Origin of the sequence: Gymnodinialimonas sp. 202GB13-11 (assembly GCF_040932485.1) — a bacterium.
In the GTDB taxonomy this organism is placed as follows: Bacteria; Pseudomonadota; Alphaproteobacteria; order Rhodobacterales; family Rhodobacteraceae; genus Gymnodinialimonas; species Gymnodinialimonas hymeniacidonis.
This window is the reverse complement of the sequence record NZ_JBFRBH010000001.1, coordinates 3,846,755-3,864,711: the sequence shown is the minus strand read 5'-3', so window position 1 is coordinate 3,864,711 and position 17,957 is coordinate 3,846,755. Positions and strand designations below refer to the sequence as shown.

Below are 17,957 nucleotides of genomic sequence, written 5' to 3'. Positions count from 1 at the left end.
GTTGGCCGACACCCCAAAGGACATCGAGGAACTGATCGGGATTCTCGCCCGGTTGCCTGGTCTCGGCCCCCGCTCGGCCCGGCGTGCTGTGCTGACGCTGATCAAGAAGCGCGGCGCGTTGATGCGCCCACTTGCCGAATCCATGGCGCGCGTGGCCGAAACGGCCCGGGAATGTGTGAACTGCGGCAATGTCGGCACAGCCGACCTGTGCGAGATTTGTGCGGACCAAGGCCGCGCCACGGGTGAGATTTGCGTGGTCGAGGATGTTGCCGACCTGTGGGCCATGGAGCGGGGCGGCGCGTTCAAGGGGCGCTACCATGTGCTCGGTGGGACACTCTCTGCGCTGGACGATGTGGGCCCAGAGGATCTGCGCATTCCGCGCCTGAAAGAGCGGATGAGCGACGAAGGCATCACAGAGGTGATCCTTGCCCTAAATGCTACGGTCGATGGACAGACGACCGCCCATTACATCGCCGATGAACTGGCAGGAATTGGGGTGAGCCTGACCTCGCTGGCGCAAGGCGTCCCGATTGGGGGCGAATTGGATTACCTTGACGACGGCACAATTTCAGCCGCGTTGCGCGCGCGGAAATCGGTGTGATCCTGACAGACTCGCGCAGCTGCGCTGCATTACATTCCTGATTGGTACGAACGGCGAAGGATGCGTCCGCCTTTTGCCGCGCCACTTGCCGTCACGGTTGCGTGGCCTCCACCGGGGGTTTTCTGGCAAAGACGGCCGAGGCCGTGGCGCGCCGGGGTGGGCGGGCGGCCGGCGCGCCTCGGCCTCGTTTTGCCACTTAGCGCATTGGGGAAAAGAGCGCGTCCGGTGATGTGCAATCGCGGATGACATCCGCGCCACAGGTGCGGGGCTCAAGCTCTCGGGTCAGGCAGATGCGGACTTCTTGGATTCGGTTCGCGCGGCATGTGACGGTGAGCATGTCAGCTTCGAGCTGCGGGTTCTCTTCCAGGAAGGCCTCTTCGATCACGGCGACGGGCAGGCGCACCTCCTGATCCAGACGGCGCAGCAGGTCAGGTCGGGTCACGCTTTCGTAGGCGACGCGGCTCAGCGCATAATAGTCAGCCGCTTCGAGCCCGGTGCAGACGCCGTGCTTGTTCCACTGATGCCAGGCGAGGCCGCTGGAGCCCATGATATCGACCATCTCACCCGTCATGCCACGTGAGGGGTTGCGCATCGCCGTGGGGCAATAGCTTGGCCAGCCCTCCTCGTATTGCGGCCAGAGGCCGTGCAGGGTGAACCCGTATCCCTGCCCTGCATCGCATTGCGGACTGTCCCGATCATCGCCTTCGATGGCGCACCATGTCGGCGTCCAACTGAGCGCCAGCACATAGTAATCAAATTCACCCGCAGGCTCTCCGTCCGCGTGAGCCATACCGGCGCCGCAGATCAGCGCGGCAATCAATCGTTTCATGCTGTCCCTCGATGCAATGGGGGTTCCCTCGCCCGTTGTTCGCGCCTATATAGCCTGCGATTTCCCTGAAATCGAGGAACCGCGAAGGCCCTGCCCTCGCACCCGGCTCCACCGGCCTTTCCTCGTATGTGATGTGAGCCTTGGAGGCCTGATATGAACAAACCGATTATGGCAAAAGCCACCGCTGTCTGGCTGGTCGACAACACGACGCTGAGCTTCAAGCAGATCGGCGATTTCTGCGGCCTGCATGAGTTGGAGGTGCAGGGCATTGCCGATGGCGATGTGGCCGTTGGCGTTAAGGGCTTCGACCCGATCGTGAACAACCAGCTGACGCAGGACGAGATCGATGCAGCCGAAAAGGACGCGTCGCACAAGCTGAAGCTGAAGTTCAACGCCGCCGCCGTGGGCGAGGAAAAGCGACGTGGCCCGCGCTATACGCCGCTGTCGAAGCGCCAGGACCGCCCGGCCTCGATCTTGTGGCTTGTGAAGTTCCACCCGGAGCTGACCGATGGCCAGATTTCCAAGCTGGTCGGCACCACGAAACCGACGATCCAGGCGATCCGGGAACGGACGCATTGGAATATCAACAACATCCAGCCCATTGACCCGGTGGCGCTCGGACTGTGCAAGCAATCCGAATTGGATGCCGCCGTTCAGAAGGCAAATGCCAAGAAAGCTGCCGAGGGCACGGCAATGACGGATGATGAGCGGCGCAAGCTGGTGTCGACCGAGACCTCGCTTCTGATGGATCCGGAGCCTGCCGTACCGTCTTCGATTGCCGGGCTTGAGACCTTCACGCTTGGTAGTGGCGACGACGAGAAGCCCGAGGCGGAAGAAACGCCCGATGCGGACAGTTTTTTCAACCTGCCTGACAGCAGCGACGACGATGAGGACGAAGAGGACAAGTAAGCCTTTCCGCTGCTTGAACCATCCATCCAGCCCCGCGATGCTGCCCATCGCGGGGCTTTTTTGTTTTGGGGAGTGGAGATGGTTGAAAAGCATACGCCATTGCGGCTTTGCGCGGTCTTTGTCGCGAGCCTTATGGGGGCAGCGTCAATCACTGCATCCGCAAACGCGGAAGGCGGCGCATGGTGTCAGGAGCTTTGGCTGGGGCGGAATACTGTGATGGATCGTGCTGGACATTGCTTCGAAACGCCTTTGGGGCAAGCCATTTTCGACAATTCAAACTGCACGCCGGGTGAGCGCCCATTGACGCCACTCGATCAGTTTATCATTGCGGAATACCTTGAAATCGAGGCGCAGGGGCGCTGTGACGTTGATACATCAACGACAGAGCTAGACCCCATCGTCGATCGCTGGCGGCAGGAGCTTACCGAGCTTTGGACCGTCCCGATCCGGGCGGATACCGAGCACGGATGCGGCGGATATTCCGGCCCGGTTCGGGAGTTGCATTCCGGCATGTCGAACAGCACTACCGTGATCGGCCACCTGCGCCCCGGCGATAGTTTCGGCTTTTCACACCTGCAGATGCCGGGAGGTTGGGAGTATATCGGTGTCTTCCGACCCGATAGAGACGAGCGAAGCCATGGCTGGGTACAGGGGATCGAGATGACCGAAGATGTGTGTGAATGGATGGCGGGGTAAACCAAGCATGCGCTTAACTTTTATTGCAGCGGTCTTTGCGATTCTGCCTGTCGACGCTTGGGCGCAAAACTGTGCCACGCTCTGGACGGCGCGGAATATGGTCTATTACGCGGCGGGGCATTGCTTCAATTCTGCTCTGGCACGGGACGTGTTCTCGAATGAAGGGTGCAGCAGCGCGGAATTGACGGCTGCTGAGAGGGAAATGATCGCGTGGGTACGGGCGCGTGAGGCTGCGCTGGGGTGCGCGATCAACCCGAACTCAACCGCGTCGGAAGCGGGCATACCGACAGTTATTGACCGATACCGCGGCTTGACAGCAATCCCCTTTGAGACGGGCCAGTTGTCCCAATGCAGAAACTATCGTGGCCCGGAATTGGCAGCGCATACAGGGTTGCGCCGAAGCTCCCATGTGATCGGTTCCCCACCACAGGGCGCGAACCTGTATTTCAGGTATCGCGATTTTGGTGGCTGGGTCTTCGTGCAATGGGACAATCCCGATGGAACGAACGGCTTGTTCGGCTGGGTCGAGGACTTCGCTAACACACCAAGGGTCTGCGACCCGTCCTGACCTAGTGCGCCGCTTTTGTCACGCTATCCAGTAGCGTCCGCCCGCCATCAACGGTGATGGTTTCACCGGTCACAAAACCGGCCCCGTCGGAGGCAAGGAATTGCACCGCCGACGTAACCTCACGGGCCGACGCAATGCGCCCGAGTGGCGTGCATTCGCGTATTTCTTGCCGCAAACCGTCAGTCTCGTTCAGGCTGTCCTTCAGGCTCGCTGACATGACCGAACCAAAGGCCACGCCGTTCACACGAATGCGGTGCGGGGCGTAGGCCACTGCAAGACTGCGGGTGACTTGGTCGAGCGCGGCAGTGGCGATGGAATATCCCATCAGATCCGGATGCGTCCTGCGCGCGGCGATGGAAGAGACATTGATGATGGAGCCGACAGGCCCATCGTCTTGTTCATCGCCCTCGGCCTGCGTGATCATGCGTTTGGCGACAGCCTGGCTCAGCCGAAGCGCCGCGAATGTGTTCTGCTCCAGCATGGTCTCGACCGATGTATCGGTCGGATCAAGCGGATCGGTAGTCAAGATTTGCCTGCTGGCATTCACAAGAACGTCGACGCGGTCATAGGCGTCGAGCGTTGCGGAGATCAGGTTCTCGACCGTCAGGCGTTCACGCAAATCACCGGCGAAGTAGCGGATATTTTCATCTGCACCCTCAATATCGCCGCACTCGTCTTTGAGGCGCGCCTTGTCGCGGTCAGCGAACATGACATTTGCGCCGCGATCAATGAAATGGCGCGCAATCGCGAGACCAACGCCATTCGCGGCGCCGGTGATGATGGCGGTTTTGCCCTGGATGGAAAGACCCATCTGGATATCCTTTGGATGATTGGACTGGCAGTGGCCGCGGCTCAGCGCTTGGTGCGCTTGGGCTTCGCGGCCTCGTAGATCTTGTAACCTTCAAGCTCCCCAAACAGGCGGCCCGTTCCGAAGCACGCCTTGAGCGTATCTTCATACGGCAAATGCCGGTTGGCGACCATGAAAAAGCGCCCCCTTGGCGCTAGGGCCTTGGCGGCCGCTGCGATGAACGCGCGGCCAAGGCTCGGATCGGCACGGCGCCCGACGTGGAAGGGCGGGTTGCACAGGATCGCGTCGTACGGGGCATCAGGCGCGAACTTTGTCGCATCGGCCCAGTGAAAGCTGGCGCGCGGGTCGTCGACGTTCATTTCTGCGCAATCCAACATCGCGTGGTCGGCTTCGATCAGGTCGAGGGTTTCGATCCCCTCCTGCTCATCAAGGACCTCACCCGAGATATAGCCCCAGCCTGCGCCCCAATCGGCCACGCGGCCGGTCAGTTGCGGCAGAAGGGCCACGAGAAGTTCCGAGCCGCGATCCGGCCCGTCGACTGAAAAGCCACCCTGCACGGTCAAGTAGCCCTCAGGTGTCGGCACTGGGGCCATGACCCAATCGAGTACTTGCTGCGGCAAGACATCTGGGCGGCGGAACCAGGCGAGTTTGCCGTGGCTCTTGGACATCACACCTTCGACCTCGAACACAAGGCGAAGGGTTTTGACGATGGCCTCGATGCCTTCTTCCTTCTGGCCGTCGACCATGACAAGCGCGCCGGGCGGCAGGTGGCCCATCGCCTCGGCAATTGCGGAATAGGTCGCGGCGCGGGATTTGACGATCTGGATGAGGGCCGCATCGAACTGGCCCTCCGGTTCGACCATCACGGTAAGCCCACGTGCAGCGAGGCGATCATGGTCCGGCTTGAAGCCTTGCACACAGGTCACCTCACCCAGCGCGGAGAAATCCGCATCACCGCGGGCGCGCATGACGAGCACGGGGCCTGAGGGCGGGTCAATCTCACCGCCCTCGATCGCAAGGGTCCATCTGTCTGGGGTCATTGGATGCGAGACGGGCGCGGCTTGGCCCTATTCCTCTTTCTCCATTGTGCATTGCAGAGGGTGTTGGTTGCGGCGGGCAAAATCCATCACCTGAGCGACCTTGGTTTCAGCGATTTCGTACGAGAAGACGCCGACAACCGCCACACCCTTCTTGTGCACGGTCAGCATGATCTCGACCGCTTGGGAATGCGTGATACCGAAGAACCGCTCGAGGACATGCACAACGAATTCCATCGGCGTGTAATCGTCGTTCAGCAGCAGCACCTTGTACATCGGCGGGCGCTGCGTCTTGGGTTTGGTCTTGGTCGCAAGCGAGACATCGCCGTCACCATCTTCGGTGTCGTCGCGTTTGTCTGCCATCATATACCAGTCGGTCATCATCTGGGTGCGAATCCCGTTTCATCGCGTGCGCTGAGGCGGCACTATATAAGACGGATGGGCCAACAGAAAAGAGGGACGGCGCGTGACAAGGTTAAGCGTGATCGGATTCGATGCGGATGACACGCTGTGGCAGAACGAGAGTTTCTTTCGTCTGACCGAAGAGCGCTTCGCCGAATTGCTGGCCGATCACGCCCAGGGCGATCATCTGAAAGAGCGATTGCTGGCCGCCGAGATGAAGAATGTCGGCCATTATGGATTCGGCATCAAAGGCTTCATGCTGTCGATGATCGAGACCGCGGTGGATGTGACCGAGGGCCGGGTCGATGGGCATGTGATCGGGCAAATCCTCGATATGGGGCAAGAGATGCTGCGCCACCCGATTGAGTTGCTGCCCCATGTGGAAGACACGCTTGGTGCATTGTCGGATCGTTATCCTCTGGTCCTGATCACCAAGGGGGACTTGCTGCATCAGGAACAGAAGCTGGCCGCGAGTGGATTGGGTGAGATGTTCGCTGGCGTCGAAATCGTGTCGGAGAAGGTGCCCAGTGTTTATTCTAGGGCCTTCGCGGACCATGGCGGGGCCGAGCATGCGATGATGGTAGGCAATTCGATGAAATCCGACGTCGTGCCAGCGCTCGCGGCTGGGTCGTGGGCCGTGTATGTGCCCCACGGTCTGAGTTGGGCGTTAGAGCATGCTGATCCGCCCGAGGGGCATCCGCGCTACCGTGAGATCGCGGATCTTGCGGGCCTGCCGGAGCATGTTGCGGCGGTCGCGGGGGAGTGACATTGCGGGTCCGCATCACGGCAGCGCTGGGTGTGGTCCAGATCCTGACATGGGGATCATCGTTCTATCTGCTGGCGGTCTTGGCCGCCCCAATCGTTGCCGAGACGGGCTGGCCGATGGAATTGGTCACTGGGGGCGTCTCGATCGCGCTGCTGGTCTCAGGCGTTGCTGCGCCGCATGTGGCGCGGTTCATCCGCGCGCGGGGTGGACGGCGCGTCATGTCGGTTGGTGTCATAGTGTTGGCCTTAGGGCTTTTGTGCCTGTCGATGGCCCCGGGCGTGCCTGTTTATCTGCTCGCCTGGGCGCTGATCGGCTGCGGTATGTCGGCCACGCTTTACGATGCCGCCTTCTCGACCCTCGGCACGATTTTCGGCGATAGCGCGCGTGGGGCGATCACCCAACTGACGCTATGGGGCGGCTTCGCCAGTACGGTTTGCTGGCCGCTGTCGGCCTGGATGGTGGAGGCGTTTGGCTGGCGCGGCGCCTGCCTTGGATACGTGGCTTTGCATCTGTGCGTGACCCTGCCGCTTTGCCTTTGGGGACTGCCGCGAGGTGCGCCGGGGGCCGTCGCCCACGCCAAAGGCCGGCTGAAGGCGGACGTGCGCCACAGGCTACTGGCCTTCATAGCGGTTTGCCTGACGTTCGTGTTTGCCACAATCTCCGTCCACCTGATCACGTTGCTGACGGCAACGGGCCTGTCACTGGCCGCTGCCGTGGGGCTTGGTGCCTTGATTGGGCCTGCGCAAGTCGGTGCGCGATTGCTGGAGATGTTGGGACGCGAACGCCATGCGCCGATTGTCACGCAATTCGTGGCAACCTCCCTTATCCTGAGCGGAGTATTGGCCCTGTGGTTCGATGCGCCCGCAGGCGCCGCATTGATCGCCTATGGCGCAGGCAATGGGCTTTATTCCATTGCACGCGGCACGGTGCCCTTGGCGCGTTTCGGCGCGCAGGATTACCCTTTGGTCATGGCTTACGTGGCTCGCCCGGCAATGTTTGCGGCGGCCTCGGGCCCCGTTGCGAGCGCTTGGTTAATCGGCCGGATCGGGCCGGAGGCGACGCTTCTGGCTTTGGCCGGCCTCGCCGCATTGGCCCTGTGCGCCACCGGGATGTTCCAGCTGAGAGCGTGCTATAACCCCTAGGATTTGTGCCTAAACCTTTGGCCTATGCCCCGGCGCATCCCCCAAACGTCTAATTCCGCATGGCCCGCGATCTGCCCAGATGAGCCCAAGCCACAAAACGGTGGCCAATTCTCAATCTGGAAAGGAACTACCCATGAAAACCACAACTAAAGCCGCAATTCTCGCCCTCATCACAGCCCCCACTGTTGCATTTGCGCAGCTGACCCCGGGCGATGTGGCCGGTACGGCAGAGGCCGACATCCTCGCTTTCCTCGAAGCCGAGGGCTACACCATCCAAGAGACTGAGACCGAGGGTGATATGCTGGAGGTCGAGGTGATGCTGGATGGCGCCGAATTCGAGATCGAGGTCGATCTTACCACGGGCCGGATTGCCGAGATCGAGGCAGAGGACGATGATGATGACGCGGACGACGACGACGCCTGATCCGCAACAACACTGCCGGCCGCGATTGCGCGGCCGGCCCATGCGACAGGAAAGCTGAACCATGCCCTCCCGCCCCGTTGTGCTTTGGAGCCTTTTTGCCGTTCAGGCGCTTTGCTGTGCCTATTTTCTGTATGACATCACGCTCGATTTCGTCCGTCCGGGAAGCGTCAATTCACTGGCGGACAGCGATATCGTGGAAGGCATCGTCACAGTCACCTTATTTTTGGGCCTCGCCTTCACAGCCACTGAGTTGCGGCGTGCGTTAGGCCATCAGACGCGCCTGACCGAACAGCTTCAGGTCGCATCAGGGGCATTTCAGGCGCTGCTTGACGCCAAGTTCGCGGAGTGGGCGCTGACAAGTGCGGAGCGTGACGTGGCGCTGTTGGCGATCAAAGGTTACTCGATCGCGGAAATCGCGGACCTACGGCAAACCGCGCAGGGTACGGCGAAGGCGCAGGCCGCGTCGGTCTACCGAAAAGCGGATGTCTCAGGGCGGCTGCAGCTAATCTCGCTTTTTCTTGACGATCTGATGAACGACGCGCTTTTGCCGGGCGCTCAAGAAGCCGTGCATTGACGCTCACCTCCCGTCGGGCCAAGACGCGGCCATGATTGATGCCCGCCTTCTACCGCTACAACGCGCCTTGATGGAGCCTTTGGCCCGTGGCCTTGTTGCGCGCGGAATTCGGGCCGATCAGATCACGCTGACGGGTTGCGCAGTCGGGCTGTTGGCTGCTTTGGCCGCGGCCTTCGGGCTTTACTGGCTGGCGCTGATCGGTCTGGCGCTAAACCGTTTGGCGGATGGGTTGGACGGGCCTGTTGCGCGTATGACGGAGCCGACGGATCGTGGGGCCTTCCTAGACATCACATTGGATTTCGTTTTCTACGCCTGTTTCCCGCTTGGTTTCGTTCTGGCGGATCCGGCCACAAACGCGGTACCCGGCGCGGTCTTGGTGGCAACGTTTATCCTGACGGGCACGTCTTTCCTTGCATTTTCCATTATCGCGGAACGGCGTGGCATGTCGTCGGACGCCTATCCGAACAAAGGCATCTACTACCTGGGCGGGTTGGCAGAAGGGGCGGAGACCATCGCTGTCTTTGCTGCGTTCTGCCTGTTCCCGTCTGCCTTCGCCGTCATCGCCTGGGTTTTCGCTGCGATCTGCCTGATCACGGCGGTGACCCGGCTGGCCGCCGGATGGGCTATGTTCGGGCCCTAGGCCGTTACGCAACCCTCAGCATGATTTTCCCGATATGTGCGCTGCTTTCCATGCGGGCGTGGGCAGCTGCAGCATCTTCCAGCGCAAAGGTCTGATCCATCACCGGTGCGATGCGCCCCGAGGCGAGAAGCGGCCAGACCTTTTCGCGCAAATCAGCCGCGATACCGGCCTTCGCTGCATCCGATTGCGGGCGCAACGTCGAGCCTGAGATCGTGAGCCGTCGCACCATGAGTTGGGCGAAGTTCAACTCGACCTTAGGGCCTTGAAGGAAGGCGATTTGCTGCAGGTGCCCGTCATCGGCCAGCGCCTTGACGTTGCGAGGCAGGTAAGATCCGCCGACCATATCGAGGATTACATCCGCCCCACCCTCGGCCCGCAAGATGTCGACGAAATCCTCTTCCCGGTAATTGATCGCCCGCTCGGCCCCCAATTCGGCGCAGGCCTCACATTTCTCTGGCGAGCCAGCCGTCGCAAAGACCCGTGCCCCAAGGGTGTTTGCCAGTTGGATGGCCGTTGTTCCGATGCCCGAGGATCCACCATGAACCAGAAAACGCTGCCCGGCTGTCAGCCCGGCGCGCATGAAAACGTTGGACCACACGGTGAAGAAGGTTTCCGGCAAGGCCGCAGCTTGCACCATGCTCAGGCCATCAGGCACAGCCAGCGCATGATCCTGATGGGTCACTGCGAATTCCGCATAGCCGCCACCGGGCAACAACGCGCACACAGCATCGCCCGGGTGCCAGCGGGTCACACCAGGGCCGACCGCCTCAACCACACCGGCGGCTTCCAACCCCGGCAAATCCGACGCCCCTTTTGGGGGCGCATAGCTGCCAGCCCGTTGAAGCGCGTCGGGGCGATTCACGCCGGCATGGTCGATGCGGATCAGGATTTGCTCTGCACCGGGGCTTGGCACAGGGCGCTCACATTGGCGCAAAGCCTCGGGCCCGCCGGGTTTCGAAATCTCGATCGCACGCATCACTTCTGCCATCTGTTGCCTCCTTCGTTGCGTTCAGAACACGCCAGACGCAGGTCGGACACAACCCGCCGGATACAAAAAAGCTGCGAGGATTGTCGAAGACCGGAGGAGGAGCTAGCCCGCCGACGAAGGCCACCGGCCCGGCAAATCATCCGGTGCACGGCGCGCAGGCGCTTTGACCGATGAGGCAAACCGCTCGAACCCTTGGGCAAAGGGCTTCAGGAACGCGTTGGTGCGCACCTTGGCCTTCATCTCTTCAAACCGCATGACATCTTCGATGCGCCGATCCAGAAAGGCCCAGGTCGCTGAATGCCCCTCGGACGTGTCGCCCAGCCAGAATAGAACGGTGGATGAATAGACGCCGGAGAGCGTCACGCGCTTTGTGTACCAGTTCAGATCCTCGGACGTGTCGCCAAGCCCCGCCCAGATCGTGTCTGCGGTCTCCCACACAAGTTTCGCCCCATCCGCCGCATAGAGCGGCAAGGCAAACAAGGTCGCGCCGCGGCGGACCGCTTCCTTATCATCTTCAACCGCATCGAGCCGCGCCTTGACCGCCCAGGCCACCTTCTGACGAAAGCGCATTCCCGTCAGATCGGTTTGCGCAAGCTTTGTGGCCAGTGCGCGGTCACCGCGACGGTGGAACGCCACGGCAAGGTCCACCGCCCCGCGCGGAAACAGTGCTTTGGCCTCCGCCATTGAAACGTCAGCATCCGATGCGGCCGCAGCAAAACTCGCCTCTGACCAGCCGTCGAAAGGCACATGCATCATCGCTGCATCAAGGATCGCGTCGCTTTGGTCACTCATCTCAAGGCCTCCATACCGCCATGGTAGACAAGGTAGGAGGTCGTTGCTATACGGCCACCTCCTGCACCTACGCTCAATTCTAACCTAGAAAGGTGGTGACACCACATGCAGGTCAGTGTTCGCGACAACAACGTCGATCAGGCACTCCGCGCCCTGAAGAAAAAACTTCAGCGTGAAGGCGTCTTTCGTGAGATGAAGCTCAAGCAGCATTACGAAAAGCCGTCGGAGAAGCGTGCGCGCGAGAAGGCTGAAGCCATTCGCCGTGCCCGCAAGCTGGCGCGCAAAAAGGCGCAGCGCGAAGGTCTCCTGTAAGGAAGCCTTGACGGGTCCGACCCGCGAATCAGAAAATCAAAAAAACCCCCGAGGCCTGGCCGCGGGGGTTTTGTTTTGGGCCTTCGCTCAAAGGGCTCAGTTCGTTCCAGCAACCTGCGCTGCCAGTACCTCTTCGCTTCCGTTGGCTTCATCCGAAATGGTGCCTTCGACAAGTTGGTAGGTGATACCCGGCAACTGCGCGAATTGTTCCATCGTATTGTCCGGGAAGAAGCCCGGTGAGATTGTCTCGAACCCTGGAGTCCCCGAAAGGATTTCCGTGATTGAGCGCGAACAGAATGCAGGTGCCACCGGGCCGTAGGCCTGAACGGCTTGGCTTAACTGCGCCGCGACCTGTGGTGATACCTCGACCGTGTGCATATGCGCTTCAAACACGCCATTGGACTGAAACGCGAGGTAAAGGTCCATGTATCCCGGTGACATACCGAACAGGACATCGTTGCGCTCAGGCACGCCGGGATTGTGCCAGTTTCCAGCCGGATCAAACAGCAACCGCTGCGCGCCGTCGATCAAAAGCGCGGAATGTGCGCCAGACCCGTTGCGGGTATTGATCGACGTGATCAGCGTCACCGTGGCGGGGCCAGCGGGAACGTAGGTCGCGCGTGCGACCGCCTCGTCTGAGTCCCACACAGCCTCACCTGCACAGCCAGCCAGCGCCAGCGCGACGAGCCCAGCGGCGGCGATGCGGAAGGCGCGGATCATGTGGCGAAGATCGCCAGGCCAATAACGATCAGGATCGAGATAATGGCCACATTGGTGGACCACTTCATGAACCCATCGAACGTCTTTTCCTGTTCGCGGATGTCCATTTCACCGTGCTTGTAGTCGTCATTGTCGGCCATTGGTCTGGTCCCTCATGCCTCGGAAAATCATTTGCGCGTCGGAATATCGCAGAATGGGGAAAGTGTCAGCCCCAAGCGCCTGTGGCGTCAAGCCGCTGGGGCGAAATGTGATCAGCCGAGGCTGTATTCCCATGCCCCATCGGCTCGGCGGGCGCGTGTGACTGCGCCGATGCGGTGCAGATGGTTCACATGGGCCACCGCTTCGACCAGCGCGAGGCCATACGTCCCCTCATCAATCGTGCGTTTGTACAGCGGTGGAAAGCATTCAGCCGCGGTGCGCGGCGCCTTGGCGATATGGGCGCGCAGGCGGTCGAGCGCACCGTGGTGATTGTCGATCAACTGGCGCATGCGAGAGGGCAGCCCCGTGAAGGGCAGTTTGTGGCCTGGTAGCACAAGCTGTGTCTCAAGCGCGTGGGGCTGAAGCGCCTCGCAAGCCGCCATCCATTCACCCACCGGGTCGGCCTCTGGCTCGGTCGCATAGACGCCGATGTTGGGAGAGATCGTGGCGAGCAGTTGGTCTCCGCCAATCACAAGCTCTCCGTCCCGGCTCCAGAACGTCGCATGATCGGGGGCGTGGCCATGGCCAAAGCGAATGTCCCAGGTGCGACCGCCCATTTTGATCGTGTCACCTTCGATCAACCGGGTGAAGCCAAGGGGCATGGGGTAAACGATGTCGGCGAAATTGAACGGACGCTCAGCCCGGCGTTTTTCGAGAACGTCCGGGACCATGCCCGCGTCGATCCAGAATTGCACCTGTTCGTTGGTGGCCTGCGCCTGCTCATCCAGTGTCAGCATGCGTGAGAAAAGCCAGGCGGTGCGGGTCATCGACAACTCGATGCCTTGCGATTGGAACCATCCGGCGAGGCCGACATGATCAGGGTGGTGATGGGTCACAACCAAGCGGCGCACCGGCGCACCGGCAAGCGGGCCATCGAAGACCGCGCGCCAGATCGCGCGCGTGCGTTTGGTGTTGAGCCCGGTGTCGATGACCGTCCAGCCATCTTCATCACGCAGGGCGTAGGCATTCACATGATCTAGCGCCATCGGCAGCGAGATACGGAGCCACAGCACACCGTCCGCGACCTCTACAGCCTCGGCCTCAGCCGGAGTTTGTTCAAACGGGGTTCGGATCGGGTTGTTGCCATCAGGCATTGCGCGGATGTCCCTTCGCGAGACGTTCATTGCCTCGTTTATAATTTCCCGTCAGCCGCGCAGCCTCCTGCTGTGCGGCTCCTGTATCGCCGGAGGCAGCAAGGTCCAAAAAGTCGGATGCCTTGGCGCCACGCAAGGTGGTTGCGAGTTTTCCGCGATGAAAGATTTGAAGTTCACCAGATTTGTGTGTTCTCCATGTGAAGCCCAGATCGCTCATGCGTTACGCCGCCAAATCGTCGGGCGAGAGGTCATAAAGCCCGGCCGAGCCGCAGCGCGCCTGCACCATCATCGCATGCGCCTCAGGCAACAGCCGCGTGATGTGGAACTGTGCCAGCGCTTTGCGTGTTTCATCGCCGCTGGCTGCGGCCTTAGCATGGTAATGCGCGCCGAGAACCCGCGCATAGGCCATCAGGAATGGCACTGCGCCGCCGAAACGGTCGCCCATGTCGAGCGCCAGCACATCCTCTGTCGTTTTGCGCAACGCCTCGACCAGCGGTTGGATCACCGATGCGAACTCACCCTCAACGGCGGCGATTTCGTCGAGCAAAGCGAAGGCCGCTTCGCCGCCATCCATCAATTTGCGACCAGCAAGGTCCATCGCCTGAATGCCATTGGTACCTTCGTAGATCGCCGTGACTCTCACATCACGGGCGAACTGGGCGGCGCCGGTTTCCTCAATGAAGCCCATGCCGCCGTGGACCTGAATGCCCATGTTGGCAACCTTGATGCCGGTTTCCGTGCCATAGGCTTTTGCGATGGGCGTCAGGAACGCAGCGCGCGCCTCGGCTGCCTTGTCGCCGGTTTTGGCGAGGTCGAGCGCAACGGCCAGATCAAGCGCCATGGCGCGCGCCGCGAAGACCTCGGCCTTCATTTCCATCAACATGCGCCGCACGTCGGCGTGGTCGATGATCATGCCGGTTTCACCACCTGTCCGGCCCTGCTTGCGGTCCTGCGCATAGGCCAGCGCGTGTTGGTAGGCTGCATCGGCCACCGAGACACCCTGCACCGCCACGCCAAGGCGGGCGTTGTTCATCATCGTGAACATTGCGGCCATGCCCTTGTTCTCTTCCCCGATCAACCAGCCGGTGGCCCCGTCATATTGCATGACGCAGGTGGGCGAGCCGTGCAGGCCCATCTTATGTTCCAGACTGACGACCTTGAGGCTGTTGGCAACGCCGGGATTGCCATCGGCGTCTGGGATTTTCTTTGGGACGAGGAACAGGCTGATGCCCTTCGTTCCGCTTGGAGCATCCGGCAGACGTGCCAGAACCAGATGCACGATATTGTCTGTGAAGTCGTTGTCGCCCCAGGAGATATAGATTTTCTGGCCGCTGACGGCGTAGGAGCCATCGCCGTTCGGCTCCGCCTTAGAGGTCAGTGCACCCACGTCCGATCCCGCCTGCGGCTCGGTCAGGTTCATCGTGCCCGACCATTCGCCTGAGGTCAGCTTCGGTAAATAGAGCGCCTTGATCTCGTCCGAGGCGTGATGTTCGAGCGCTTCGATCTGGCCTTGCGTCATCAGCGGATTCAATTCCAGCGACAAGCAGGCGCCACCGATCATCTCGTTGATCGCGGTAGTGACGGTGTGAGGCAGGCCAAGGCCGCCATATTCAGGATCTGCGGAGATGCCCATGAACCCCGCTTCGGCCAAGGCGTGGTAGCCATCGCCAAACCCGGGTGAGGTGCGTACGACGCCATTCTCAAGCACAGCAGGGTGCAGATCGCCGGCACGGTTGAGCGGTGCGATAACCTCTTCACAGATGCGGCCCGCTTCGGTCAGCATCGCCTCCACAAGATCGCTGGACGCCTCAGCAAACACCTCTGCCTGCTGCACGCGGTCGAAGCCCACGACATGGTCGAGGCAAAAGGAAATGTCGGATACGGGTGCGCTATAGGGCATGGTCTGGTTCCTCCCGGCGGTTTGCGAAAGCGCTTGGATTGCGCTAGGGGCCTCAGTCTGATGGGTCAGACCTAGGGTCCGCCCCCAAGTTTACGCAACTTCAACGTTACGTCACGGATGCCGCTGTCTCACCCCGAAATGTTACAAGATGATTGCGCGGGTGTTGCCCGAGCGGCTGACGTGTTGCGAAACGGCGGTTTGCTTGGGCTCCCGACCGAGACGGTCTACGGGCTAGCCGCTGACGCGCGGAATGGTCAGGCCGTTGCCCGCATATTCGAGGCGAAAGGGCGGCCCAAGTTCAATCCGCTGATCGTGCATGTTCCATCGCTCGATCATGTAGAGGAATTGGTGGAGCTGGGAGCCGGAGCGCAATCCTTGGCCGAAGCGTTCTGGCCTGGAGCCATGACCTTGGTGCTCCCATCCAAAGGGGCGGTTGCTGATCTGGTCAGTGGTGGCCTGCCGACGCTCGCGGTGCGCATCCCGGCGCATCCGCTTGCGCAGCGTGTTTTGCAGGCTTTCGGCGGACCGATTGCGGCCCCTTCCGCAAACCCTTCAGGGCAGGTCAGCCCAACACAAGCCGCGCACGTGGCCGCCGGTCTGGGTGCCAAGGTTGACGCAATCATTGATGGTGGGCCGTGCGGCGTGGGATTGGAATCGACGATACTGGCCCCGAGCAACTCGGGTGTCCGTTTGCTTCGAGAGGGTGGCATCGCACGGGAAGAGATCGAGAGGCTTGTTGGCCCGCTTGCAGATGACCTTACCCCAGGACGTGTCGAAGCCCCGGGCCAGATGGAGCGGCATTATGCAACGAACGTGCCACTCGTCCTTGGAGGCGAGCCTCAGGACGGCGACATTCGCATCGGGTTCGGGCCTGTCGCCGCCGATCTGACACTGTCAGAAAGCGGTGATCTGGTCGAAGCAGCCGCGCGCCTGTTTTCCGTCATGCACGAGGCTGATGCACTGGCGCGAAAAACCGGGGCGAAGCGCATTCATGTGGCGGATATCCCCGAGGTTGGCCTCGGCCGTGCAATCAATGATCGCTTGCGCCGGGCCTCACACCCTCAAGCGTGACCGGCCTCGCTGGACAGGGTCAGCGACGTCACGCCAAGGCTTTCCAGCGCCGCGTCCCATTTCCGCTCCATCGCAATATCGAAGACCAGTTCAGGCGTCGCATCGGCCGTTAGCCAATCGTTGCGTTGAATTTCGGCTTCAAGCTGGCCTTCGCCCCAACCTGAATACCCAAGTGCCAGCATGGCGCGGCGCGGGCCTTGCCCGGCTGCAATGTCTTCTAGGATCTCCAACGTCCCGGTCATGGCGAAGCGATGGTCTATGCGCAAAGCCTCTTCTCCACGCGGTTTGTAGTCGGATGAATGCAGCACAAAGCCGCGCCGAAGCTCGACAGGGCCTCCGTAGCACACGGGAACGTCCGGCGTGGTGCCCTGCTTGGCGATCTCTAGCTGGTCCATCATCTCTGCGAAGGTGATCTCGTCCATCGGCTTGTTGACGATCAATCCCATGGACTGGCCCGGTGAATGCACGCACATGAACACGACCGCACCGGCGAAGCGGGGATCCTCCATCCCCGGCATCGCGATCAGGAGCTTTCCGGTCAGGTCATGGGCAAGATCGGGCATTGTCATGGGGGAAGCATGGGCCTGTTGCCGGAATCAATCAATCGTCATGCACTTGCACAGGGTATCGGAAACGTGACTTTCAATTTCAGGCGCAACTTCCTAGTTCCGATCCGATGACCTTTTTCGCCCGCACCTTTGGCGCACTTGCGCTCGGCTTGATGTCTGCACTGCCCGCTTCGGCCCAGTTCTTCTCGGCCGATGAGGTTGTGCAGGTTAGTCTGCTGTCCGGTTATCGACTGTCGGACGACAGGCACATGGCAGCCATTCGCATTGATCTTGCCCCCGGTTGGAAAACCTATTGGCGCGCGCCGGGTGAAGGGGGCGTGCCTACAGTGCTGCGCTTGACCGATGTTGAGGGTGTGACCGGTATGGCCATCCATTGGCCAAGCCCGCAGGTCTTTTTCACTAACGGACTGAGGTCGGTTGGATATGAAGGATCGGTAATCCTTCCAGTCGAATTCGCGTTAAACACGAACGGCGCGGCGGAGGTCGAAGGGCGGTTGGAACTTGGCGTGTGCTATGATGTTTGCATGCCAATCTCGGTCGACCTTCAAGGCGCGCTGCCGCCCAGCACCACACGCGACGGCGCGATTGCGGCTGCCTTGTCCGACCGTCCTTATACGGCTTCTGAGGCGGGCGCTGGTGCTGTGACCTGCACGATCGAGCCAATCAGCGATGGTTTGCGCGTGACCGTTCGGGCGCAAGTACCTGCCACGGGCAACGATGAGACTGTTGTCGTAGAACACCGCGATCCCATGATCTGGGTTTCCGAGGCCGCAACGCAGCGGCAGGGCGGCGCGATCACGGCCGTTGCGGACGTTGTTCCTGCTGATCAAGGACCGTTTGCGTTGAACCGCGGTGATCTTAGAATCACAGTGATCGGCAGCCAGCGCGCAATCGAACTGGATCACTGCACCGGTTGA

24 protein-coding genes are annotated in these 17,957 nt (G+C 61.1%); 12 read left to right on the top strand and 12 right to left on the bottom strand.

Annotation, left to right across the window (positions count from 1 at the left end; translation table 11 throughout):
* Position 1: 1 nt before the first annotated feature.
* Positions 2 to 601, top strand: a complete 600-nt coding sequence (gene recR / locus V8J81_RS19805; RefSeq protein WP_368477464.1) for a recombination mediator RecR — start codon at positions 2 to 4, stop codon at positions 599 to 601.
* A gap of 196 nt (positions 602 to 797) precedes the next feature.
* On the opposite strand, the gene V8J81_RS19800 is transcribed toward recR, so the two are convergent.
* Positions 798 to 1,430, bottom strand: a complete 633-nt coding sequence (locus tag V8J81_RS19800) for a ribonuclease T2 family protein (RefSeq protein WP_368477463.1) — start codon at positions 1,428 to 1,430, stop codon at positions 798 to 800.
* Between the two features lie 153 nt (positions 1,431 to 1,583).
* On the opposite strand from V8J81_RS19800, the gene V8J81_RS19795 reads away from it, so the two are divergent.
* The 3 genes from V8J81_RS19795 (at position 1,584) to V8J81_RS19785 (ending at position 3,603) form a co-directional block, all read left to right on the top strand.
* The gene (locus tag V8J81_RS19795) at positions 1,584 to 2,339 is read left to right on the top strand and encodes a DUF1013 domain-containing protein (protein ID WP_368477462.1); all 756 of its coding nucleotides are present in this window, start codon (positions 1,584 to 1,586) and stop codon (positions 2,337 to 2,339) included.
* 78 nt (positions 2,340 to 2,417) lie between these two features.
* The gene (locus V8J81_RS19790) at positions 2,418 to 3,035 is read left to right on the top strand and encodes a DUF4453 domain-containing protein (protein WP_368477461.1); all 618 of its coding nucleotides are present in this window, start codon (positions 2,418 to 2,420) and stop codon (positions 3,033 to 3,035) included.
* 7 nt (positions 3,036 to 3,042) lie between these two features.
* Positions 3,043 to 3,603 (top strand): DUF4453 domain-containing protein, encoded by a 561-nt coding sequence (locus tag V8J81_RS19785; RefSeq protein WP_368477460.1) that lies wholly within the window; start codon positions 3,043 to 3,045, stop codon positions 3,601 to 3,603.
* A 1-nt stretch (position 3,604) separates the two neighbouring features.
* On the opposite strand, the gene V8J81_RS19780 is transcribed toward V8J81_RS19785, so the two are convergent.
* Genes V8J81_RS19780 through clpS form a run of 3 tightly spaced genes read right to left on the bottom strand, consistent with a single transcriptional unit; the run spans position 3,605 to position 5,832 of the window.
* Positions 3,605 to 4,414: an SDR family NAD(P)-dependent oxidoreductase gene (locus V8J81_RS19780; RefSeq protein ID WP_368477459.1), complete on the bottom strand. Its 810-nt coding sequence runs from the start codon at positions 4,412 to 4,414 to the stop codon at positions 3,605 to 3,607.
* Between the two features lie 41 nt (positions 4,415 to 4,455).
* Positions 4,456 to 5,451: a class I SAM-dependent methyltransferase gene (locus V8J81_RS19775; protein WP_368477458.1), complete on the bottom strand. Its 996-nt coding sequence runs from the start codon at positions 5,449 to 5,451 to the stop codon at positions 4,456 to 4,458.
* A 27-nt stretch (positions 5,452 to 5,478) separates the two neighbouring features.
* Complete coding sequence (clpS, locus tag V8J81_RS19770) at positions 5,479 to 5,832, bottom strand: ATP-dependent Clp protease adapter ClpS (RefSeq protein ID WP_368477457.1); 354 nt, start codon at positions 5,830 to 5,832, stop codon at positions 5,479 to 5,481.
* Positions 5,833 to 5,914: 82 nt separating this feature from the next.
* On the opposite strand from clpS, the gene V8J81_RS19765 reads away from it, so the two are divergent.
* The 5 genes from V8J81_RS19765 to V8J81_RS19745 all read left to right on the top strand — a co-directional run bounded on the left by V8J81_RS19765 (position 5,915) and on the right by V8J81_RS19745 (position 9,396).
* Complete coding sequence (locus tag V8J81_RS19765; protein WP_368477456.1) at positions 5,915 to 6,616, top strand: HAD family hydrolase; 702 nt, start codon at positions 5,915 to 5,917, stop codon at positions 6,614 to 6,616.
* The gene (locus V8J81_RS19760) at positions 6,613 to 7,758 is read left to right on the top strand and encodes an MFS transporter (RefSeq protein ID WP_368477455.1); all 1,146 of its coding nucleotides are present in this window, start codon (positions 6,613 to 6,615) and stop codon (positions 7,756 to 7,758) included. The genes V8J81_RS19765 and V8J81_RS19760 overlap by 4 nt, the downstream gene beginning before the upstream one ends.
* Positions 7,759 to 7,891: 133 nt before the next feature.
* Entirely contained in the window at positions 7,892 to 8,182 is a 291-nt protein-coding gene (locus V8J81_RS19755) for a PepSY domain-containing protein (RefSeq protein WP_368477454.1), read from the top strand.
* Positions 8,183 to 8,243: 61 nt separating this feature from the next.
* Positions 8,244 to 8,756: a helix-turn-helix transcriptional regulator gene (locus V8J81_RS19750; protein WP_368477453.1), complete on the top strand. Its 513-nt coding sequence runs from the start codon at positions 8,244 to 8,246 to the stop codon at positions 8,754 to 8,756.
* Positions 8,757 to 8,787: 31 nt separating this feature from the next.
* Positions 8,788 to 9,396 carry a CDP-alcohol phosphatidyltransferase family protein gene (locus V8J81_RS19745; RefSeq protein ID WP_368477452.1) on the top strand — a complete coding sequence of 203 codons (609 nt, stop codon included), beginning with the start codon at positions 8,788 to 8,790 and terminating at the stop codon, positions 9,394 to 9,396.
* A 4-nt stretch (positions 9,397 to 9,400) separates the two neighbouring features.
* On the opposite strand, the gene V8J81_RS19740 is transcribed toward V8J81_RS19745, so the two are convergent.
* Together V8J81_RS19740 and V8J81_RS19735 are read right to left on the bottom strand one after the other, a co-directional pair.
* Positions 9,401 to 10,384 carry an NAD(P)H-quinone oxidoreductase gene (locus V8J81_RS19740; protein ID WP_368477451.1) on the bottom strand — a complete coding sequence of 328 codons (984 nt, stop codon included), beginning with the start codon at positions 10,382 to 10,384 and terminating at the stop codon, positions 9,401 to 9,403.
* Between the two features lie 102 nt (positions 10,385 to 10,486).
* Positions 10,487 to 11,176: a COQ9 family protein gene (locus V8J81_RS19735; protein WP_368477450.1), complete on the bottom strand. Its 690-nt coding sequence runs from the start codon at positions 11,174 to 11,176 to the stop codon at positions 10,487 to 10,489.
* Between the two features lie 105 nt (positions 11,177 to 11,281).
* Here V8J81_RS19735 and rpsU point away from each other — a divergent pair, with 105 nt between their 5' ends.
* Positions 11,282 to 11,488, top strand: coding sequence for a 30S ribosomal protein S21 (rpsU, locus tag V8J81_RS19730; protein WP_368477449.1), 207 nt, complete (start codon positions 11,282 to 11,284; stop codon positions 11,486 to 11,488).
* 96 nt (positions 11,489 to 11,584) lie between these two features.
* On the opposite strand, the gene V8J81_RS19725 is transcribed toward rpsU, so the two are convergent.
* The 5 genes from V8J81_RS19725 to V8J81_RS19705 form a co-directional block, all read right to left on the bottom strand.
* Positions 11,585 to 12,208, bottom strand: coding sequence for a hypothetical protein (locus tag V8J81_RS19725; protein WP_368477448.1), 624 nt, complete (start codon positions 12,206 to 12,208; stop codon positions 11,585 to 11,587).
* Positions 12,205 to 12,348 carry an aa3-type cytochrome c oxidase subunit IV gene (locus V8J81_RS19720; RefSeq protein WP_368477447.1) on the bottom strand — a complete coding sequence of 48 codons (144 nt, stop codon included), beginning with the start codon at positions 12,346 to 12,348 and terminating at the stop codon, positions 12,205 to 12,207. Before V8J81_RS19720 ends, V8J81_RS19725 begins: the two co-directional genes overlap by 4 nt.
* 111 nt (positions 12,349 to 12,459) lie before the next feature.
* Positions 12,460 to 13,500 (bottom strand): MBL fold metallo-hydrolase, encoded by a 1,041-nt coding sequence (locus V8J81_RS19715; RefSeq protein WP_368477446.1) that lies wholly within the window; start codon positions 13,498 to 13,500, stop codon positions 12,460 to 12,462.
* The gene (locus V8J81_RS19710; protein WP_368477445.1) at positions 13,493 to 13,717 is read right to left on the bottom strand and encodes a hypothetical protein; all 225 of its coding nucleotides are present in this window, start codon (positions 13,715 to 13,717) and stop codon (positions 13,493 to 13,495) included. Before V8J81_RS19710 ends, V8J81_RS19715 begins: the two co-directional genes overlap by 8 nt.
* 3 nt (positions 13,718 to 13,720) lie before the next feature.
* Positions 13,721 to 15,400 (bottom strand): acyl-CoA dehydrogenase, encoded by a 1,680-nt coding sequence (locus V8J81_RS19705; RefSeq protein WP_368477444.1) that lies wholly within the window; start codon positions 15,398 to 15,400, stop codon positions 13,721 to 13,723.
* Between the two features lie 117 nt (positions 15,401 to 15,517).
* Here V8J81_RS19705 and V8J81_RS19700 point away from each other — a divergent pair, with 117 nt between their 5' ends.
* Positions 15,518 to 16,471: an L-threonylcarbamoyladenylate synthase gene (locus V8J81_RS19700; protein ID WP_368477443.1), complete on the top strand. Its 954-nt coding sequence runs from the start codon at positions 15,518 to 15,520 to the stop codon at positions 16,469 to 16,471.
* Here V8J81_RS19700 and V8J81_RS19695 read toward each other — a convergent pair.
* A complete protein-coding gene (locus tag V8J81_RS19695) occupies positions 16,462 to 17,040 on the bottom strand; it encodes a YqgE/AlgH family protein (protein ID WP_368477442.1) in 579 nt (192 codons plus the stop codon). The genes V8J81_RS19700 and V8J81_RS19695 overlap by 10 nt on opposite strands.
* Positions 17,041 to 17,147: 107 nt before the next feature.
* Between V8J81_RS19695 and V8J81_RS19690 the strand changes: the two genes are divergently transcribed.
* The gene (locus tag V8J81_RS19690; RefSeq protein WP_368477441.1) at positions 17,148 to 17,957 is read left to right on the top strand and encodes a protein-disulfide reductase DsbD domain-containing protein; all 810 of its coding nucleotides are present in this window, start codon (positions 17,148 to 17,150) and stop codon (positions 17,955 to 17,957) included.

Excerpts from the sequence above, each read along its gene's own strand:
- V8J81_RS19780 (WP_368477459.1), bottom strand. The coding sequence starts at position 4,414 with ATGGGTCTTTCCATCCAGGGCAAAACCGCCATCATCACCGGCGCCGCG.
- V8J81_RS19775 (WP_368477458.1), bottom strand. The coding sequence starts at position 5,451 with ATGACCCCAGACAGATGGACCCTTGCGATCGAGGGCGGTGAGATTGAC.
- V8J81_RS19755 (WP_368477454.1), top strand. The coding sequence starts at position 7,892 with ATGAAAACCACAACTAAAGCCGCAATTCTCGCCCTCATCACAGCCCCC.
- V8J81_RS19785 (WP_368477460.1), top strand. The coding sequence starts at position 3,043 with ATGCGCTTAACTTTTATTGCAGCGGTCTTTGCGATTCTGCCTGTCGAC.
- V8J81_RS19750 (WP_368477453.1), top strand. The coding sequence starts at position 8,244 with ATGCCCTCCCGCCCCGTTGTGCTTTGGAGCCTTTTTGCCGTTCAGGCG.
- V8J81_RS19795 (WP_368477462.1), top strand. The coding sequence starts at position 1,584 with ATGAACAAACCGATTATGGCAAAAGCCACCGCTGTCTGGCTGGTCGAC.
- V8J81_RS19720 (WP_368477447.1), bottom strand. The coding sequence starts at position 12,348 with ATGGCCGACAATGACGACTACAAGCACGGTGAAATGGACATCCGCGAA.
- V8J81_RS19790 (WP_368477461.1), top strand. The coding sequence starts at position 2,418 with ATGGTTGAAAAGCATACGCCATTGCGGCTTTGCGCGGTCTTTGTCGCG.
- clpS (WP_368477457.1), bottom strand. The coding sequence starts at position 5,832 with ATGATGACCGACTGGTATATGATGGCAGACAAACGCGACGACACCGAA.
- V8J81_RS19735 (WP_368477450.1), bottom strand. The coding sequence starts at position 11,176 with ATGAGTGACCAAAGCGACGCGATCCTTGATGCAGCGATGATGCATGTG.
- V8J81_RS19725 (WP_368477448.1), bottom strand. The coding sequence starts at position 12,208 with ATGATCCGCGCCTTCCGCATCGCCGCCGCTGGGCTCGTCGCGCTGGCG.
- V8J81_RS19800 (WP_368477463.1), bottom strand. The coding sequence starts at position 1,430 with ATGAAACGATTGATTGCCGCGCTGATCTGCGGCGCCGGTATGGCTCAC.
- V8J81_RS19705 (WP_368477444.1), bottom strand. The coding sequence starts at position 15,400 with ATGCCCTATAGCGCACCCGTATCCGACATTTCCTTTTGCCTCGACCAT.
- V8J81_RS19700 (WP_368477443.1), top strand. The coding sequence starts at position 15,518 with ATGCCGCTGTCTCACCCCGAAATGTTACAAGATGATTGCGCGGGTGTT.
- V8J81_RS19740 (WP_368477451.1), bottom strand. The coding sequence starts at position 10,384 with ATGGCAGAAGTGATGCGTGCGATCGAGATTTCGAAACCCGGCGGGCCC.
- V8J81_RS19715 (WP_368477446.1), bottom strand. The coding sequence starts at position 13,500 with ATGCCTGATGGCAACAACCCGATCCGAACCCCGTTTGAACAAACTCCG.
- V8J81_RS19695 (WP_368477442.1), bottom strand. The coding sequence starts at position 17,040 with ATGACAATGCCCGATCTTGCCCATGACCTGACCGGAAAGCTCCTGATC.
- rpsU (WP_368477449.1), top strand. The coding sequence starts at position 11,282 with ATGCAGGTCAGTGTTCGCGACAACAACGTCGATCAGGCACTCCGCGCC.
- V8J81_RS19710 (WP_368477445.1), bottom strand. The coding sequence starts at position 13,717 with ATGAGCGATCTGGGCTTCACATGGAGAACACACAAATCTGGTGAACTT.
- V8J81_RS19745 (WP_368477452.1), top strand. The coding sequence starts at position 8,788 with ATGATTGATGCCCGCCTTCTACCGCTACAACGCGCCTTGATGGAGCCT.
- V8J81_RS19690 (WP_368477441.1), top strand. The coding sequence starts at position 17,148 with ATGACCTTTTTCGCCCGCACCTTTGGCGCACTTGCGCTCGGCTTGATG.